Raw genomic sequence first — 18,668 nt, 5'->3', positions numbered from 1 at the left:
ATACTTTAATGAAAATTGGAGTAAAAAAGAGTTCATTTTGTTGAGATTATAGTTAGGGGAAAAGAATATAGCTAAAAGGGACAGGAGCAAATAATATGGGGTACTCTTTGGATTTGAGTATAATATCAATAGAAGCATATAAGGAGATTCTAAAAAATCAATATTTGCTTCCAAGTAGAAAAATACTGCATCAAGACATGGATTTCAGTTTTGATGCCATGCATAGTTGTAAAATTAAAAATTTAGATGAATTGAAGAAAGCTTTATCAACTACTAAAAAGCTTGGTGAGTTTGCTCAAAAGTCTGGATTGTCGAAAGATTACCTAACAATATTAAGACGTGAGATTGGCAGCATTGAGCCAAAAACAGTTTTAATCAAAGAGTTTCCAGATGTTGATGAAAAAACTATTAACGTACTGATGACCGCTGGGATTAAATCTTCAAAGGATTATTATGAATTCTATTATTCTTTGAAAGATAGGAATGTAATTACGCAAAGAATACCAATTACATTAGATAAAGCACAAGAACTATATTGCCTTTGTGACCTTGTCAGAATAAATGGTGTTGGAGCAGTTGCAGCAAAAAGCTTTTTTGATGCAGGATATAAGTCCGTAACTGATATAGCGAGCACGAATGCTGAAGAAATGCTTATAAAGGTATCTGAGGTCAATGATATTAAACAATACTATAAAGCGAAGCTTGGTACAAAAGATATGCAATTCTGTATTGACTTTGCAAGGATTATTTTTAATATTGAAAATGCAGTTGAATAACTTTGGAGGTTTACTGAGGATATCAATATGAGCAAGATATCTATGCTTGAGAAAATAAGTAAAATTATTACATCTAAAATATTGGAGTTGCAAGATGAAAATGAGTGTTGGAATGTTCTTGGTGAAGGTGATAGGTATTTCCCTGCATTAAATTATTATGTACCCAATTATAAGTCAACATTGTGGACACTAATTCTTTTAGCCGATATAAATACCGATATCAAAAATAAAAGCTTTCTTAAGCCTTTAAAAATAATATCCGATCATTTCTTTGATAAACAGATAGGGATTTTTACCATAGGAAAAAGTCACTTCCCAATACCATGCCTGAATGGAAATATGTTATATTTATATTCGTATTTTGAATATGGAAAAGAAGACGTTATTGATAAAGTTGTTGATTTTTTTTCACAGTATCAAAGGTTTGATGATGGCGATTTTGTGACACCATCATCATTTCCTTATTGTTTCAATCGAAGCTGTTACGGGAAACATACCTGTTATTGGGGAGTCGTTAAACTTCTTAAAGGATTATCTTTTATACGGACAGATAAACGTTCAGATGAGGTACAAGGATTAATATCTAAATGCATCGATTTTATTTTGCTCCACGAAGTATGTTTCAGTTCTCATAACAAATCCGAATATATTCACACCAATATTAAGCACCTAACATTTCCTAATATGTATCAAGGTGATTTTCTTGAAATATTGTGGCTTTTGAAAAGAGAGCAAGTAAAATCTGTACATATTCAAAGGGCTCTTAATTTGCTTAAAAATAAAATGGGTTCTGATTTAACTTGGAAAATAGAGCGACAAGTAAAAGATTTAATAATACCTATAGGAAAAAAGAGTTATGGAAATGAATTTGTAACAAACAGAGCAAGAGAGGTATTGGAATATTACCAATTTGATTTATAAATCATTAATTATTAAAATTTAAGAATAATGATACAGAATAACCTTCCTGCCAATTATATTTAGCTAATAGTTAATATTATTGGCAGGATTTTTTTAAAAGAATTACAACCTAAGAAAGGAATAGGGATTGTGACGCCTTATTCATCGACAGGTCTCCACAACCCTCCCTCAGAACCGGACGGACACCTTTCGATGTATCCGGCTCGCCAGCCGTTTCTGAGGTTGAAACAGCTATTAATCATGAATAAGTTTATGGCATTGCTTACATACCACTAGAGTTTTTCTATTTATCCCTTCCATGACCTGAACCCATAGGGGAGGTACAAAACCCGGTACTTTATACTTTTCCAGAACCTGTTTAAGTTTTCTTACATGGTGGACAACAAAGTCTTTATAACTATTACTTGTGTGTCCACAAAGTTCACAATTACAAGCATTAAGTCTGTCTAATATTTCATGCCATTTGCTTGTAATAGAATCTTTAAGGTTCTTTTGGGGTTTATGTACCCTTTTAAGAGAGTCATTGAAGTAGGTTAGTGTCTTTTCTTCCTTTTTTGTTCTGTCAGGTTGGCCTTCTGATATTCTCTGTTGGTTTTCAGAAACGTGTATCAAGCACATTTATGACCTTTTTAAAACTAAAGTCTTTCTACATTTTGTAATTCACTCCACAAACCTTTTAGACCAATTTCCTTCATAAAGTCTCCAAAACCATAACAGTTTTCTTTTTCTATTTTTGGGGTCTTCCACATAGAATCACATTCTTCACAAATATAAATCTGTATGTTTTTACCTACGATATCTGCTTTACAAATCAGTCCTTGGCCTTCACAAAAAGGACAGAATACCATAACCAGCCACCCCAATACTCTTTTGCTAACTCGAATATCGATCTAGAAATCATTCTTTATACTTTGAATCAGCTTTACAATGATAACAATAAATACGGTTGCAACTATTAATGAACCGATGGAATATCCAATATTGTATGAAGTATCATTGTTCGCTGATAATATTTTTTCTATAAATCCCTTTATTGCACTTATCGTTCCAATAGATAAAAAAATTGTAATTATTATTTTTAAAGCTTTCATAATTTTAAATTCCTTTACATAAAGTTTTTAACTCATTATATCATTATGGGATGGATTTTGAAATGTCTGGATTTCTATGAATAGGTCCACAGCTGATGTTATCTGATGGTTTCCAGCCGCAGCAAAATTTCCAATGTTGTATTTTCTGTAAATTTAACCGCCATCCTATTTTAAAAGAATATAAAATAAAGTCTCTGTCTCGCTGATATTCCTTAATGGCTTTCCATATAACTATTATGTTTAGAAAACTATGTATTTGACCCCTGCAAAAGTTGCAATTTCAATAAAATCTTTAAAGATACCTTGTCATCTATCGCTTTGGCCCATAAACCATCACGGAATCTTTCACCTCTTATAAAATAGGTAAAAATAGCATAAAAAAGTTCTTCATCCGCCATATCAATAAAGTCTTTTAGATTAGCACCTTTTGGAGTCCGTCGACTAATGATATCAAGATAATCCTGTTTAAGGAAACTAGATTTACCCGCATCCTTTATAAAGTCCATGAATCTTTCTTTATAAATCGGATAGCCAATTTGAACTAGCCTCCCATCTTCGTCTTTTCTAGATGGAGCCCATGTATAAAATTCATTTTTATCATTAATAAAATAACTTATATAGTTTAGTAAAATTGTCATAATAACTCCTCCTTAATGCTTATCAACCGCCAATAGCACCAATTTACTGGATGTTATTTATTATACTAGATTCCTATTACCAAGTTTGTTGCTGAAATTCTTATTTGTCTGTCCTGTAGAATATCTCATCGACCATATCCCAGCATAAGCTGCCAGAGCATCGGCATCTGGAAAGCTTGATATATCACCGATTTTTAGCTATTATTCCGGCTGCTGTCACTGTATTTATACCTTTCATACTTTCAAGCTTGTACCCAAATTACATCCCTTTGTCCTCGGTGAAGAGGGGTTGCAGAGCCAGCTATTTTGGCGATTTTCTGTCCGAATAATAGATATGGGCAGTATAGCTTCTTGTTCACACTTCCATTTAGACTTCTTCCTTCGTAATCATAAATCCATATGATTCAATTAAAGCTTTAAATACTTCACTACCTCCATAAGGCCAGGAAAACGGATAATACTCTATTCTGCCGACGTGCTTATCAACTCTTTCACAGGATACTAATTCATATTCACCGTTTTTAAAAGCATAAAGCATAGATTCGAAATCCCATTTTTTGTTAAGTCTTGGATCGAAAAATCTATTAATAAATGAAGACTCATTCCAAAGCTTATTATATTCTTTTATATCTTGCTCTGTAGGCCACCAAAAACTCATTAAGGATTCTTCATCAAAAAAATCAAACCATTTTGAGTCTCTAAAGTCTATTAAATCTATTTCCTTCTCTTCTTTTAAGAGTTTAAACATATTTTGAAGCATATCAAAACGTTCACTATTGTTAATTATGAATTCAATAAAACAATTTTTCATTTTGACCATCCAATAATAATTTTTAACTGCCCTTCTCTAAATAGAGGAAAGTCTGGCTTCATTTATTAGCAGAATATAGCAACCTATTAATCATTGCTATATATACATTATTATGATTTCTTTTTATATTTCTTCTCCAGAAACGCTTTTTCATAAGATTTTAATAAACTATAAATTTCATGAAAGCTTCCTTTAACAATAAGGGATTTTAAATACATAAAGTAATCCAGATATCTTCTATATTCATTTGGGTCAGCTCCTTGGGCGATTTGAGCATTAACCCGATCTATTTCTTTATCTAAATACAATATGCTAACTTCCATGTTACCTGTTTTCAATGCACAAGGCAAGATTACAGAGGATGGGCTAGTATATTCACCAGCCTCAAGCATTTCTCTATTATGAATAATATTTTCTGGGCTATCCAAATGTTCAAAGTAAGGTAATACTCTATTTATTATTATAGACAAGAGCTCACCTGAAGCTGTTTTTGTATCTCTCCTAATTGGATACCACGAGCTTTCTTTTGAATCAAATTTATCAAGTCTTTTACATAACGGCAAAATCCTATCATCTGTTGAATTAATAAATAAAGGCCTAATGGCTGTATTTATAGTAATCGTAGGTAGATGGGTATGTCTCTGAAAGTTTAATATCTGTATCATGTATTCATTTACTCTTTCCAAAGTAACTGAATTGCTTTTCCTAAAACCGTATTGCTTCAAGCCAGAAGCTACCTCATTAATTATTTTTTTGTATAAGGTATCGGCTTCTTTTCTTGTTATGTCCTCCATATCCCCAAATCTTTTCCTATACTCGGAATTTTGAATAAAGCTTTGATCGTACATTGTTATTCTCCTTTATAAACTAATACTTGAATTCTCTCCACCAGTCACTACCGCCATCAAGCCAATACTCATACCAATCCCAAAATGATAAACTTGGAGCACAAGGTTGAGCACCGACATCAGCAAGCATCCAAACTTGTCCTCGCTGGGAACCTGTGATAATTAAAGTCCAATACTGTGCACACCCATCTGTTCCTAAAATGAAGTTTCCATAATAGACACACTTTCTTTTCTTTTTAAGTTCATCAGTCCAGCGTGTTTCGTTTTCCCAAACCCAATATTCTTTTAAAGGAAAATCTTCTCTTAAGAAGTTATTTGAATTTTTATTAAACTCTTTAGTATTAATGCAAGCCTCATCAAGGCTGTACATGCCATAGTAGGGAGGCCCGTCGCCTCCATTTCCTACTTGTGTAATAAACAATCTATACTCATCAGGAAGAATAATTCAGCAGCGTTTTTCAAAATCATCAACTTCTTCATTTGATAGAACAGGCTTCATCTGATACCCATTTAATCTTATTTTATCTTTGATACGATTAAGTTTTGTTATATCCATTTAAACTCCATTTTCCTCAAGCTTCTAATTAGCCTGCACTGTTAAATTTCGCTTTATCTGTCCTCTCATTTTATACGGAATACCCATCTGTTTAAGCAATCTTAAATTTGACATTACGTCTATATAATCAAAATCAATTTTCATTATACAATATAGAGGGTTTTGCCATTTTCTACGTGAAAAATAAACTACTTGTTCCTTGCTTTTCTCTATTCTTAGCATATAACAATCCTTTTCATCAATTATCCAAAAATCAAACTCCTGCCCGTATTCTATTATATTTGGTATTTGATGAATCTGGAAAATATAAATTCCATCTATACAAACTGCATTCTTCATGAATACCTTGAAGTGTCTTCTTCTTTCTTTTCTTAATCTAGCATATAAGCTCATCATTTTCTCCTTAAAAAAACAATACCTATATCACACTTTGGTTGTCTGGAAAATAGTGTGTAGATAAACATGTGTATTTTATGGCATGAAGTCGCTAATCAAACCAAAATACCAATCTAATATTTTCAGGTAAATCAACTTTTCTATATGGGTCGATTGAATCCCAAAAATAAATACCTGCCGCTTCGTAATAAGTTACAATCCAAGATACATAGGTGCCTTCAGATGGGAATGGGCTTAAGTTAATATAATCTTTGATATCTTCCCAATAAGGCGATGGGAATTTTTGTTTTCCATCACCAAAGTATTTAGCAATTTTTTTGTCTACCCATCTAAAACACATGTGCTCTTTATTCCAATTAAAATTATTCAATTCCTCGAATGTCAACCAACTTGCATAAAATGTTTCTTCATCGATAGCATTTGCTTTTATATAATCTGATAATTCTTTACTTAGATCCCTTGGAAAACCTTTTGGTAAAGATATATACTCATAAGGTTCTTCTCTGTATTGGTCTTCTTTTTGAGGGACTTCAAAATTTCTAACATTTGCTAAGAATGAAAATAAAGCATAGTTTCTACAGTCATTTATGTTTCTTGGGATTAACTGAGAAGAATCTATTTCATCTTCTGCTAGACCACTAATTAAAACCCACATACCATTTTCTTTCTTCTCAATAAAAGCTCTCATATCTCTTCCCATAATTATACCTCAAAGCAAATATTCTATAATTTTAAATGATTTAGTAAAACAACTACCCTGGAATCCACATTTAATACTTGTGTTTTATTAACCAATTCAAGTAAAGGCTGTTCCCAATGAAAATGTCCGCAGAATACTAAAGTAGGAGTTGATGCTTCGATTATTTCTCTTATGTTTTCATCTCCTTGAAAATCTTCTTTAAGAATCCCTGGAGTTTGATGAAGCATTAGGATATCTGGGTTTTTCAAAAGTATACTTTTTAATCTCTGCAAATAGTTCTCTTTACTAATTCTATTTGTTCTATCAGGTTTCCCAATTATTCCACTTATGCCTGCTATACTTATGCCATCGATATGCTTAATTTCTTTATCAAAATAATATATCCTATCTATCTCTTTAAATTCCTCAAATTCCTTTATTTCTCCCTCAATAATCTTTAAATTTCTTCATTTTCCTTTACCTATCATAGAATTTGATTTTATTTTTCACGACCATCATGGATAAATCACTTATAAAAGTGTTTTTCTGGAATGCAATGGTGAATCTCATTAAGCCTAACGCATTTTTTATTATGGCCTATTGGGATTCCACATAGTCTCCGGCGGCTACCCTCCCATGTCTCACAGGGTCAAATTGCCCTTAATTCCTTCGTTCAGCCTTTCCATGAGGTGGAATGTCAGTCATGCTCCAAAACTGGGTCTATGCCCTTAGGGAAAAATTCAATCCGACTATCCCGGCTCGTGTTTTTATTTCTATTCTGCCTTTATCTCCGCCGTTTTTAGGCATTTACGGCATCATCGAATATGTAGTTACATCTTATGCTGCTTTTGGTTCTATACGCTTAATATCTCTGATCATCTTCTCTCCGTCATAAGGAGTCCCTTTAGTTAACAATGTATAAAATACCCTTATCAACTTACAGCTGATTGCCATAATGGACTGCTTCTTTTTCAATGGATTTTTAATCCTGTTTGTATAATATAAATGTAGTTGCCTGAACTCAGCATTCTTGGCCACAAGTATCATAACCGCTTGGAATAAAAGCCTGCGAAGCCTCTTTCGACCTCTTTTACTTAAGGTGGTTTTTCCCTTATGCTTTCCAGAACTATTTTCTTTAAGGTTAAGTCCCGCAAGCTTTTGTATCTGTTTGGGATGCTCAAACCTTGATATATTTCCAACTTCTGCAATAAATCCAGCTACCGTGACAACTCCAATTCCTTTGATTGCAAGTAATTCTGTAATGTTAGGAACCTGTTGGAGTAGTTCTTCTATCAGACTAAGAGTGGCTTCCAGCTTTTTTGTTACAAATTCATACTCTTCTATTAAACTTAACAAGTCGTATTCAGCAGCTCTAAGGCCTTCCTTAATGCCTACACTCGTTTCTGCTGCCTTCATTAGTCTTACTGCATGTTTTGTTCCTACAGCACGCTTAATCTGAGATTTCCATTCATTCGCAATAGCTTCTATTCCTTTTGCAATAACCTTTTCAGGTGTTGCGAAGCTCTTTAACGCAATCATAGCTCCTTGTCCGCTCCAGTCCTTGAAAACAGTCTTGAATTCTGGAAAGTATATGGAAAGCCATCTTTGCACCTTGTTATTAATTACTGTCATATGCTTGATATAGCGTTCCCTGGTTTCCATTGATATCCTTAATTCTCTGAACACACCTTCAGGCATATACGGCTCCAGGTATCTTCCGTCTTTGACCAACATTGCAATTGTCTTTGGATCTTTGCGGTCATTTTTAGTAGGATTGTTGTCATCAAATTCCTTGCTTCTCTTTACATGCATAGGGTTTACTAAAACAACCTTTCTATTGTTTTCCTTTAGTGAGTATCCGAAATTGAACCAATAGTGCCCTGTAGGCTCCATTCCCACTATTAATTTTGATTTGTCATGCTTCATCATCAACTCGTGCGACCATTTTTCGAAGGCTTCAAAACCTACAGCATCATTGCTAATTTTGAATACTCCTGACAATTCTATTCCTCTGTAATCAAAGGCTCTGGCATAGTGAAATTCACTACCTACATCAACTCCAACCACCATTGTTGAAAAATCTAATTGATTAAGCTTTTCATTTTGTGTATACTTCATATTACATACCTCCGTTTTGGTTAGTCTTATTAAATTAGGAGTAAGTTACAAACCTTACATCCCGTATTCTAACCCGGAGGTATTTATTTTTCAAAGGTCATTTTATTTCATTACAGGAATGCTCCAAAAGAATCATGATTACCTGAAATGCCTGCAACCCATCTAAAGTGCTTATTAAAATGATTCCATACTCCTGTTACATCTCCAAGTCCTCCCCTTTTGCTAAGGGTCGCATATAAATCGCCACATAAAATAATTCCTACATTCCTAGGCTGTAAACCCAATTCAACTTCAACAAACAACGGCAAATAATCCGCAAGGACTTCACCAAGCAAGATTTCATTATTATCTTTTTCTACTATACCTTGCAAGTCTGAGGTTACAACTAATGCGTCAATATATTTGGGTAAACCTGATACCACTCCCATTAGAATTGGTAACTTTGCATTTGTTATTTTATCTCCAGATACTATAGTTTTGTAATATATATTTTCAATAACATCTGGATTAAGTTTTTCTATTCTCATTAATATTCTCCATCATTAGTCAATTAAGAAAACAACTTAATTACATTAAATGATTTATAACTATTGGCTATATAATAATATAGATTTTCTAATTACAAATGTAAAAGAAACAAACCTATTTGATTACAGGTTCTGATCTTGTCAATATTACTTGACACATTATTCTCGAACACGTTGTGGTTTTTGCGTTGGTATATAATGGGATGGAGCGTAGCGTAATCCCATTATATACCAACGCGTCGCTTTGCTCCCACCGTTATGCTGTTTTAGAATATTGTTCCTCATAAAACTTTTTCCTCTTTACCATCGGTGGAAGCCCACCATTCGCCGAACAGATCCTACGATTGTTCCAATAACTCATAAAATATCGCCATATTAAGCTCTTTACCACTTTCATCGGCATTTTCTTTGTATCATATCTATCGTACAGTAGTTCTTCTTTGAATCGGCCCCACAGGGATTCACATTTTGCATTGTCATGACACCTACCACCTGCACTGTTCATACTTTGAATTATTCCATATCTTTCTATCTCTTGACGATACTCCCCACTGGTATACTGGCTTCCTCTGTCAGAATGGATAACTGCTCCTCTTAACCCAGGATAAGCCATTATTGCACTTTTTAAAGTATCTACACATAATCCTGTTTTCATGTTGTCTGCCATTGAAATCCCTAAAATTGCATTATCAAAGCAATCTTCAATTGCTGATATATAAAGCTTCCCATCGGCAGTCTGAATTTCCGTAATATCCGTCACGGCTTTTTCAAGCGGTCTTTCCGCTGTGAAATCTCTTTTGATCTTGTCATCCGACTTCATGGCTTCCCTGTCTGCCTTTGTTATCCCGTTGGGCTTGTGCTTAGGTGTGTGTGCTATACCCAACCGCTCCATTATCCTATACACTGTCCGTTCGCAAGGAATATGTGGAAATTCACCTTCTACCATTTCTTTCTTTATTTCTAAGGCTTTATGCATCCGATATCGCCCATATGTATCATTACACTCATCTTCATCTATTATTTCATAAATTTCGGCCGCCAGAGCTTCGTATTTCCAAGGCTTCTTCTGTGCTTCAAGGTGATTATAGAAGCCTTGTCGAGAAACCTTCAGTACCCTGCAATAAAACGCAATATCGCCAGTCAGGTTACCATTTTCGGTCTTTATTGCGATGAGCTTCATTCGCTCTTCTTTGCCAACTTCTGACGGCTCGCTGCGAAAAAAGCCGAAGCCTCTTCCAAAAAATCATTTTCTTTCTTCAATCGTGCATTGTCCTTCACCAAAGCCTTAATATCTGCACGCAACTTCTGAATTTCCATTGCTTGAGTCATTGCAGAACCTGGAGTTTGAGTGCCTGCACCAGTATCCAAATCACCCATTTCTGCATGCTTTACCCACTGGAATAAAGTAGTCTTAGGCACACCTAATTCTATAGCCGCCTTTGTTATTCCTATTTCTTTTACAAGTTTTACAGATTCTGTCTTGTAATCTTTTGTATACTGCCTTGTAGTTCTTTTTTTCCTTTCCTGACATGATTGACCTCCGTTCTTTCTTATTTTTAGACTATTTGTTCGAGGCCTTTGTGTCAAGTATTATTATACAACATCAATTCTCGAATTGAATTATTATCATACAACTTATCATTAATATAGTCTACTGTTGTTAAATTAAAATGCTGTGCGACAATAATAACATCTTCCATATTTATAACATTATCAGCATTCAAGTCACGGTTATATATATATTTACCGCCATCGGTACTATTTACATTAAATAACTTTGCAATTAAAATTAAATCTAACATATTAATAGATTTGTCTTTATTTATATCACCGCCCCAAATATAAATAGGGTTTTCTGCCGAACCAATTTCTGATCCTGAATTATTGGGCTTAATATTATGTATCTCTCTTTCCAAATATCCACTTCTAGTTATTCTAAGAGTATAACCATTTTCGTTTTGAGGAACATTGGAAAACTTGAAATAACCTTCATCGCCTGTATATATGTTTCTTTTCAGTTCAACCAGCTCCACATTTATATTGGATTTTAAATGACTTTTCTGGGGCAAACCAACGATATCTGGCGAAAGATATCCTGATATTGTATAAGTTTCTTGAGGGGTCTGAGTTGAATAAAAGTTTGGAATAAATAATCTGTTGTTTTCTGGATACTTAAATCCTATTACAGAACCATCCTGCTTTAATACAAGAGTTTCCTCTTCTCCCACTGATACCTGTTTTACATTATTTAATCCGTCTGGTATATAGCACTGATTGAACAAATCATTTCCCCAAGCTGTGAGAGTACCATCCTCTTTTAAAGCCACAATATGGTCGCTACCTGTACTTATTTCCTTAACATCCTTAAGACCATTTGGCACTTTGTAAACACTATTATCATTCACATTCCAGACAACAACAGTTCCGTCTTTTTTTAAAGCAACGGAAAAACTTTTACCTGCTGATATAGCTTTTACATTACTTAACCCTTTAGGAACATTACACTGACCACTACTGTTATTTCCCCAAGCAACAACTGTACCATCTTCTTTTAAGGCTAAAGTGTGTCCCTCATATGCAGCAACTTGTATTACATTCTTAAGATCCGCAGGAACATTACATTGACCACTACTGTTACGTCCCCAAGCAATAACACTTCCATCTTCTTTTACTGCAACAGAATAATTCATTCCAGCTGCTATTGCTTTAACATTAGTTAAATCTCTAGGGACATCATCTTCTCCATAAAAATTATAGCCTCCTGAAACCACGGTTCCATTTTCTTTAAGCCCCAAAACATGTGTACCTCTGACAGAAATACACTTTAAGTCAGTAAAATCTACATTAGAAAGTTTATAATTATCATCATCACGGCCATATTTCATCTGAGCAATGCGTTTATTGCTAACAATGTATTTATTATAATAATCACCAGAGCAAACACTAGTGATAATACCGATACTTGAAGAATCAATGCATTGTCCACTTGATCTATTACCCCATGAAACAATCGTTCCATCGCTTTTCAATGCAACTGAATGCTTTCCTCCAGCCGAAATTGCAACAACATCTTTTAAATCTGAAGGGACAGAGCATTCATTATCGTAATTACATCCCCATGCAACCACAGTCCCATCTCCTTTTAGTGCTAACACATGATTACCTCTTGCTGATGTTGCTGTTACATCCTTAAGCCCATCTGGAACATTACACTCACCATATCTGTTAGAACCCCAAGCAACCACAGTTCCATCTTCCTTCAAGGCAATTGAAAAACCATAACCTGCTGAAACAGCCTTGACATTTTTTAAACCACTTGGGACATTACATTGTCCTTCAGAATTATATCCCCATGCTGCAACTGTTCCATCGCTTTTTAATGCAACAATGTGTTCAAATCCTGCTGAAACAGATTTTACATTATTAACATCGTTTGGAATATTACATTGTCTATAACTATTATTCCCCCAAGTTATTACACTTCCGTCCTCTTTTAAAGCACATATAAAGTCTGAAGTTGATGATATCTGAACGATATTTTTAAGATCTGGTGGTATATAATTATTACCAAGATCATTGTTAGATTCAACGGTCCCATCTTCCTTTAAGGCTACAATATAACCATAACCTATTGCTAATTCTTTTAAATCATTTAAATTGGGCGGTACAATACATTGGTTATACTTATTATCCCCCCACGCTACCATCGTTCCATCTTCTTTAATTGCAGCTGTATTAAAATCTCCGGCAGCTATTGATTTAAACCTTATTGCACTATCTGTTTCACCCTGAGCAAATACCGCTTCAGAAGCAAAAAAATTTAAAATCAAAATAATTGAAATAATCAATAAAACCTTTCTAATCATCTTTACACCTATTCCTTTATTTTTTAAAGTAGTAACCTGTAATTAGGTTTCATAAATCAAATATATTTGGTACACATTTAACTTACTCTTAATATTAAGTATACCAGATGTTAGCTGAAATTTTTATACTTAAAATTCCTTAACTCCTATATAAAAAGTATTGATTTTCATCCCTGTCACTTTCTGTGAATATGGAGAAAAGATTGCACACTTTACTCATTATAAAGTTGGTGAATGTTCTATTGAAAATTATAGAGCCTACGATTTTTCATCAACTGAAAAACATGATAATGTAGTTGAAAAGTTCGTTGATTGGGTGAAATTTCAGTTCGGGAGACATAATGTTGAACTATTGATATGCAGTTGTATGGTCATTTATATGGCTCAGTTCTAGTCCCCTTTCCATATTTAAATTTATCCGTTTTCAGGTTTAAAGCAGGCAAAACACCAATATTACTAGCATTAGCAGAACTGGCAGCTAGATTTGCAATACCTCCAACAATATATACATTAGAGGAAACAGAAGGATAAGGTGTTCTTGTCCAATATGCCCAAGTCTTGGTAAAGCCTATATCTATGCCTTTCTTCTTAAATTCTGAAATATAATATGATAATTGAAAAGCTTTTTCCGTTAATTCTCTCGTAGGATTATTACCTAATAATGACAATTCGTCAGATGAAAGGAGGTATACTTTGTCTGTTACACCTTCATGCGTCATTGGTTCAATAGATTCAATTTCTGAAGAACTAAAATTACTTAAAAAGCCAAGTTCATTGTCATATTCATTACCCAAAATAACTGCAAATTTATTAGGTTCTTGTGTTGAAAAGTTTACATTGCTAACTGCGTTAAGCCATTCTCTGATATTTGAATTGTGCCATTTGTTACTGCCATACTTTTCTACATGATTACTACCCACACTATCGGTTCCGCTTTCAGCTGCATCATAAGCTTTCATACATAGAATATTTTCTGAAACAAGCATTGGTTTGTCATTTTCGATTTTTACACATTTCCAAAGGATTGGGTCTTCATAGTATTTACCAAATTGAACATATTCACCAACTTTTAAGGTTCCTGTCTCAGATAATTTAACTGATGGTGTTGCTGAAGTGTAAGAGGATATTTCTATAGTGTTTTTAGGAGTAATGTATTTTACAGCAGCTGCTGGATTAAAATCATCGCTATTTGTTTCTTTAGATGTTTTTACAAAATATAATACAATCAAGGATGCTATAAGTAATACCGCAGTACTGAAACAAAATATAATTATAATTTGTTTTTTTGCCCTTTTCGAATTGTTTCGTATATAATCATCCTTTAGCCCTTCATTATTAACTTGTCTGTCATCATCAAAAGGTATCTTGTCTGCCATTTTCTTATGTTCCTTTCTATGACAAAAGTTTTTTCTTACCCTCTAAATCATATTAATCACATATGCCTAAATGCAGTAAATAAATACCGTCTTTAGCTTTAAAAATATAATCTATACCGCTACATTCATGATAATATTGAGTTAATGTACTGTAATAGCTATCTGCACCGGAACACCATACATTCTCTAGGTTATCGGCGAAAAATTCTTTAAGTAATTTAATAAAGTTTGAAACACAACTTTTTCTTTTCTCATGTGCAGATTTATGTTTCTCTATATATTCTTCATAAAAAACTTCAAGAAAAAACTGCTCTAGGTCATTAATTAATAAGGCTTCCCAGTTGTTCTCTTGTTTGAACTCCAAAACAATATCCTCATTAAAGTCATTTATAGAACCGGGCATCTGTTCCATTAATTTCACATTTTCTTCTCGTAAGTGTCTTTTAATACTTAAGACTATATCTGTATCATAGCTAATATAATTGAATGAATAGTAGCTACCGTGATTAGTAAAAGTATTCAATTGCTCAAATGCCTGTAAATAGCCTTGAATATTGTAATACAGTTGATTTTCCACTTATAAATACTCCTTAAGAGAATTAAATAAATAATAATAATAAATTTTTTAGATACGATTAGTTTATCATTTTTTTAGTTAATATTCTATAAATAGCCTTGGTAATGCTACGGTAAAAGCATGAACCCACTATCTACCTATACTCTTTTTAAAGAGTTTTTTAAAAAATGCCTTTTCAGCATTTTATTAAGGCAGGATGGTCATTGTAAGAAATGAATTCCGGTATTGCTATGATGTGGTACTGGAAACGCCCGGAATGTCCCTATACCATTTACCGCTATATTAACCAGGTAGTCCGGTTAAGGATATACCCAGTAGCCTATACACTTTTCTTTTATCTAAAATTTATTGAAAATATATATTCAAGGTAATCATCATATAGAGAAGCTAAAAATCTCCTTCTCTTCAGGCTTCTTTTAGGATACCTTTCCTGATCTTTTTTAACCATGTTAAGAACTAACCTTTTTAGCAAGGCTAGATTCTGCGGTGCACACCCCGTTCTTGTCCTAGTGTTATCCTCCCTAAAAGTAACGTCAAGGCTCCAGTGTGTACTCTCAATTCCCCAATGTAACCCTACTCCTCTAGCATAATCTTCTGCTGTTTTTACACTTGCGATATGATAGGCTCTTTCCTCTGTTTTTTTACCATTTATTTCACACCTGCGTATTACCATCCCAATACCTGAAAGCTTTTCCCAATCCTTTTTTGCATCCATCCACTTGATATCTGTAGAATAATAATACGAGCGTTCTTCAATTCGCCCATGCCATTTTTCCAGGGTACTGTATTTCAAAATTTTTTCATCCTTAAAAATATCTTTCTCTGCATCTTTAAAGTACTCTTCTACTTCTCCCTTTAGAATCTCATGGTTATCTTTAAGGGATAATACATAGTCAGCTTTCTTTTCTTTTACAATTTTTCTTGCAATATCTTTCTGGCATCCCATTGCATCAATAGTTACAATAGCACCTTTGATAAAGAGCATATCTAAAAGTTCAGGTATTGCGGTAATCTCATTACTCTTTTCATCTGTTTTCACTTGTCCTAGTACAAGCTTATTACTACTGCACCATGCACTTACAATGTGAACAGCTTTCTTTCCAGAGCTTTTCTCTGCAGTCCCTCTCATTGTCTTACCATCAATCGCGACTACAGTACCCTTATCAATTTGAGTAATTTCCTTCATCCACTCACTAAAACACTTCTCAAACTGTTTAGGGTCAATAACATCGAGTACCCGCTCTATCGTATACCAAGAGGGGATTCCATTTGGCAACTCTATATATTGCCTCAGCCATTCCTCTTTTGCAATTGCCCAATCTTCCATTTCAGCCCACTCATCACACCTACATACTGTTGCTGCTACAGCAATGAACAAAATATCCATTAATTTATGCTGAACTTTCCCATCTTGTCTGGGATCATATATTATCATAAAGTGATCAAAAAAACTTCCCATATATAATTGCTTCCTGTTCATAGTATTAACCTCACTTATATTATTCTCTATGAACAATAGCTTACTACATCTGTATTGTAGGGTTTAGCTGTAAATTATCCCATGGCAAAATGTTCATTCATACTTTTACCGTGTTGGTAATGCCGGGAATACTTTTGCAGCCGGGCATTTTTCTTACCAATAATTGAAATTAGGAACTTCAAGTGATAAAATGCAAGTAATGAAATAGGCGAATAATCCTAGTTATAATGAGAACGTCAATAAATAAAAAGCAAGCATTGGAACATTTACAGCAGGTCCTTAATAAGGTTGTTAAATGGGATGAATTATAATATCTATAGAGCTGTTTTTTAAAAGTCTACAAAAAACCGTGTTAGGAGTAAATATGTATAACTTTGGTGAATTTCTATTTGATGATTTTTTAATGTTACAAGGGACCCTTCCAATAATTATAAAAAAGACAGGAATACGGATTTATGATTTCAACTTTCGTGATTTTTTAGAATGTAGATCAATATTTGCTGAAGTTGAATTACCTGTTGTTTTAAGGATAGGGGCAGTTACTGATTATCATAAGCTGTACGATACAATGAAGGAACAGGAAATTAATCTGATACATACTCCTGAAGAATTTAATCTGTGCACGATGCTTCCAGGTTGGTATCCTTTAATAAAAGACCTGACACCAAACAGCAGGTGGTATGATAATTTACCAACTGTTGAACAAGTAGAATCCGATATGGGCTGGCCAATATTTGTAAAAGGAGCACATCAGACAAATAGGCATAAAAAGGCACTTTCAATTATAAAGGGGCCTGATCAGTTTCAAGAGTTGCTTGAACTGTGGAGGGAAGACCCAATACTTCATTGGCAGCCTATTGTGTGCAGAGAGTATGTTAAACTTGAGCTTGTTGAGGACAATGTACCTGACAGAATACAGAGCAGTATGGAATTTCGCGTTTTTCTTTGGAAGAATCATGTGGTTGGCGTGGGCAGATATTGGTGGGAAGGAATACAATATGGAATTTCGGATGAAGAGATGGAAAAGGTTACATTGCTGGCAGTAACAGTAGCAAAACGTTTGAATGTCACTTTCCTTGTAGTAGACATTGCAAAAACAGAAGAAGGTAAATGGATTGTTATTGAAGTCAATGATGCTCAAGAAAGCGGATATGCTGGAGTTTCTCCCATATACATGTGGCAAAAGATTATTGAAATGGAGCTTTCATAATGAGTAAAGTAAAGGAAATTAAATTTAATGAAAATACTAAATCATTTGCTGGGATAAGAGAATTGCATCAAAAAGTGATTGTTTTTTGAATGGAGGTCTAGAAATGAAGCCTTTTCAAGTAAATTGCAGTGAATTAATTGCTGATTTCGGAATACATGAAGATAATGATGTGAGAGATTTGATAATGTTTTTGGCTGAAGAATATGATATTGGCATTTATTTTGAAATTATAATAGATGATAGAAAGGAATTCTGTTTTTTCAATAACATTTATTTTGATATCGAAGTAAATGAGATATCTTTTAAAGTAAGTGTAAGTACAGGAACTTTCGACGAATGCTGGACTGCAAGGCCGAAGAATAAAGCGGATGTAAAAAAGTTAATTAGTGGTATTGAAAGATGTAGTTTTATTAGTGACGGGGAAGTTGTTAGTAGGGGCTCAAATTCAGTTGCAAGAGAATTGAGAGACAAAATAATTACATTACTCCCGAGGTATCATACTGAGATTGAGAATAAGTTAATTAACCAGGTAAATATTGATGAGATTTTTGATGTTGACATAAAGATTGGTAATGGATCCAGTCTTACTTCACTTCGATATGGTTCCAATGGATATGATGACTTGTTGGGATGGTATTTTGCATGTGAATCCCATGATAAAATGAATTTTCCATTCTTTGAATGGGCTGAAAAGGAGCATAATGCCAAAATAAGAGCTTTTGGTGGGGGAAGTGGATATGATGAATTCCTAAAAAATCCAAATAGACAAAGTTTGGAATATTAGTGTTGGAGGTAAGA

23 protein-coding genes are annotated in these 18,668 nt (G+C 33.9%); 4 read left to right on the top strand and 19 right to left on the bottom strand.

Features of this window, described 5'->3' with window-relative positions; translation table 11 throughout:
• The first annotated feature begins 95 nt into the window (after positions 1–95).
• Entirely contained in the window at positions 96–776 is a 681-nt protein-coding gene (locus Bccel_RS10545; protein ID WP_050753363.1) for a DUF4332 domain-containing protein, read from the top strand.
• Between the two features lie 27 nt (positions 777–803).
• Positions 804–1,697, top strand: a complete 894-nt coding sequence (locus Bccel_RS10540) for a hypothetical protein (RefSeq protein ID WP_036945556.1) — start codon at positions 804–806, stop codon at positions 1,695–1,697.
• Between the two features lie 234 nt (positions 1,698–1,931).
• On the opposite strand, the gene Bccel_RS10535 is transcribed toward Bccel_RS10540, so the two are convergent.
• From Bccel_RS10535 to Bccel_RS10450, 19 genes are all read right to left on the bottom strand, one after another.
• Positions 1,932–2,315 (bottom strand): HNH endonuclease, encoded by a 384-nt coding sequence (locus Bccel_RS10535; RefSeq protein ID WP_036945555.1) that lies wholly within the window; start codon positions 2,313–2,315, stop codon positions 1,932–1,934.
• A gap of 17 nt (positions 2,316–2,332) precedes the next feature.
• Positions 2,333–2,545, bottom strand: a complete 213-nt coding sequence (locus tag Bccel_RS10530) for a hypothetical protein (protein ID WP_036945554.1) — start codon at positions 2,543–2,545, stop codon at positions 2,333–2,335.
• A 42-nt stretch (positions 2,546–2,587) separates the two neighbouring features.
• On the bottom strand, positions 2,588–2,788 hold the full coding sequence (locus Bccel_RS10525; protein WP_036945553.1) for a hypothetical protein: 201 nt from the start codon (positions 2,786–2,788) through the stop codon (positions 2,588–2,590).
• Between the two features lie 248 nt (positions 2,789–3,036).
• Positions 3,037–3,426, bottom strand: coding sequence for a DUF6508 domain-containing protein (locus Bccel_RS10520; RefSeq protein ID WP_036945552.1), 390 nt, complete (start codon positions 3,424–3,426; stop codon positions 3,037–3,039).
• Between the two features lie 60 nt (positions 3,427–3,486).
• A complete protein-coding gene (locus Bccel_RS32545) occupies positions 3,487–3,609 on the bottom strand; it encodes a transposase (RefSeq protein ID WP_409372140.1) in 123 nt (40 codons plus the stop codon).
• A gap of 184 nt (positions 3,610–3,793) precedes the next feature.
• Entirely contained in the window at positions 3,794–4,237 is a 444-nt protein-coding gene (locus Bccel_RS30730; RefSeq protein ID WP_036945551.1) for a hypothetical protein, read from the bottom strand.
• A gap of 110 nt (positions 4,238–4,347) precedes the next feature.
• Complete coding sequence (locus Bccel_RS10510) at positions 4,348–5,085, bottom strand: DUF4304 domain-containing protein (RefSeq protein ID WP_036945550.1); 738 nt, start codon at positions 5,083–5,085, stop codon at positions 4,348–4,350.
• A 19-nt stretch (positions 5,086–5,104) separates the two neighbouring features.
• Entirely contained in the window at positions 5,105–5,506 is a 402-nt protein-coding gene (locus Bccel_RS10505) for a hypothetical protein (RefSeq protein WP_050753362.1), read from the bottom strand.
• Positions 5,507–5,665: 159 nt separating this feature from the next.
• Entirely contained in the window at positions 5,666–6,037 is a 372-nt protein-coding gene (locus Bccel_RS10500; RefSeq protein WP_152965979.1) for a hypothetical protein, read from the bottom strand.
• Between the two features lie 91 nt (positions 6,038–6,128).
• A complete protein-coding gene (locus Bccel_RS10495; RefSeq protein WP_050753361.1) occupies positions 6,129–6,737 on the bottom strand; it encodes a hypothetical protein in 609 nt (202 codons plus the stop codon).
• 23 nt (positions 6,738–6,760) lie between these two features.
• Positions 6,761–7,009, bottom strand: coding sequence for a metallophosphoesterase family protein (locus Bccel_RS10490; protein ID WP_050753360.1), 249 nt, complete (start codon positions 7,007–7,009; stop codon positions 6,761–6,763).
• A 544-nt stretch (positions 7,010–7,553) separates the two neighbouring features.
• On the bottom strand, positions 7,554–8,834 hold the full coding sequence (locus Bccel_RS10485; RefSeq protein WP_036945548.1) for an IS110 family RNA-guided transposase: 1,281 nt from the start codon (positions 8,832–8,834) through the stop codon (positions 7,554–7,556).
• Between the two features lie 110 nt (positions 8,835–8,944).
• Positions 8,945–9,361, bottom strand: a complete 417-nt coding sequence (locus Bccel_RS10480) for a formyl transferase (RefSeq protein ID WP_050753359.1) — start codon at positions 9,359–9,361, stop codon at positions 8,945–8,947.
• Between the two features lie 256 nt (positions 9,362–9,617).
• Positions 9,618–10,541, bottom strand: coding sequence for an IS3 family transposase (locus tag Bccel_RS10475; protein ID WP_036945702.1), 924 nt, complete (start codon positions 10,539–10,541; stop codon positions 9,618–9,620).
• A complete protein-coding gene (locus Bccel_RS10470) occupies positions 10,538–10,948 on the bottom strand; it encodes a transposase (RefSeq protein WP_242853216.1) in 411 nt (136 codons plus the stop codon). Before Bccel_RS10470 ends, Bccel_RS10475 begins: the two co-directional genes overlap by 4 nt.
• On the bottom strand, positions 10,945–13,227 hold the full coding sequence (locus Bccel_RS10465; protein WP_050753358.1) for a dockerin type I domain-containing protein: 2,283 nt from the start codon (positions 13,225–13,227) through the stop codon (positions 10,945–10,947). Before Bccel_RS10465 ends, Bccel_RS10470 begins: the two co-directional genes overlap by 4 nt.
• A gap of 371 nt (positions 13,228–13,598) precedes the next feature.
• Positions 13,599–14,603 carry a DUF6273 domain-containing protein gene (locus Bccel_RS10460; protein ID WP_036945704.1) on the bottom strand — a complete coding sequence of 335 codons (1,005 nt, stop codon included), beginning with the start codon at positions 14,601–14,603 and terminating at the stop codon, positions 13,599–13,601.
• Between the two features lie 52 nt (positions 14,604–14,655).
• Positions 14,656–15,180 carry a hypothetical protein gene (locus Bccel_RS10455; RefSeq protein WP_036945706.1) on the bottom strand — a complete coding sequence of 175 codons (525 nt, stop codon included), beginning with the start codon at positions 15,178–15,180 and terminating at the stop codon, positions 14,656–14,658.
• A 334-nt stretch (positions 15,181–15,514) separates the two neighbouring features.
• Positions 15,515–16,660, bottom strand: coding sequence for an ISAs1 family transposase (locus Bccel_RS10450; protein WP_050753357.1), 1,146 nt, complete (start codon positions 16,658–16,660; stop codon positions 15,515–15,517).
• A gap of 364 nt (positions 16,661–17,024) precedes the next feature.
• Between Bccel_RS10450 and Bccel_RS10445 the strand changes: the two genes are divergently transcribed.
• The gene (locus tag Bccel_RS10445) at positions 17,025–17,870 is read left to right on the top strand and encodes an ATP-grasp domain-containing protein (protein WP_036945236.1); all 846 of its coding nucleotides are present in this window, start codon (positions 17,025–17,027) and stop codon (positions 17,868–17,870) included.
• Between the two features lie 103 nt (positions 17,871–17,973).
• The gene (locus Bccel_RS10440; protein WP_036945238.1) at positions 17,974–18,654 is read left to right on the top strand and encodes a hypothetical protein; all 681 of its coding nucleotides are present in this window, start codon (positions 17,974–17,976) and stop codon (positions 18,652–18,654) included.
• The last annotated feature ends 14 nt before the right edge of the window (positions 18,655–18,668 follow it).

It is taken from the genome of Pseudobacteroides cellulosolvens ATCC 35603 = DSM 2933, assembly GCF_001262605.1.
Lineage (GTDB): Bacteria > Bacillota > Clostridia > Acetivibrionales > DSM-2933 > Pseudobacteroides > Pseudobacteroides cellulosolvens.
The sequence above is the reverse complement of the archived record's forward strand: the minus strand, read 5'-3'. Positions and strand labels throughout refer to the sequence as shown.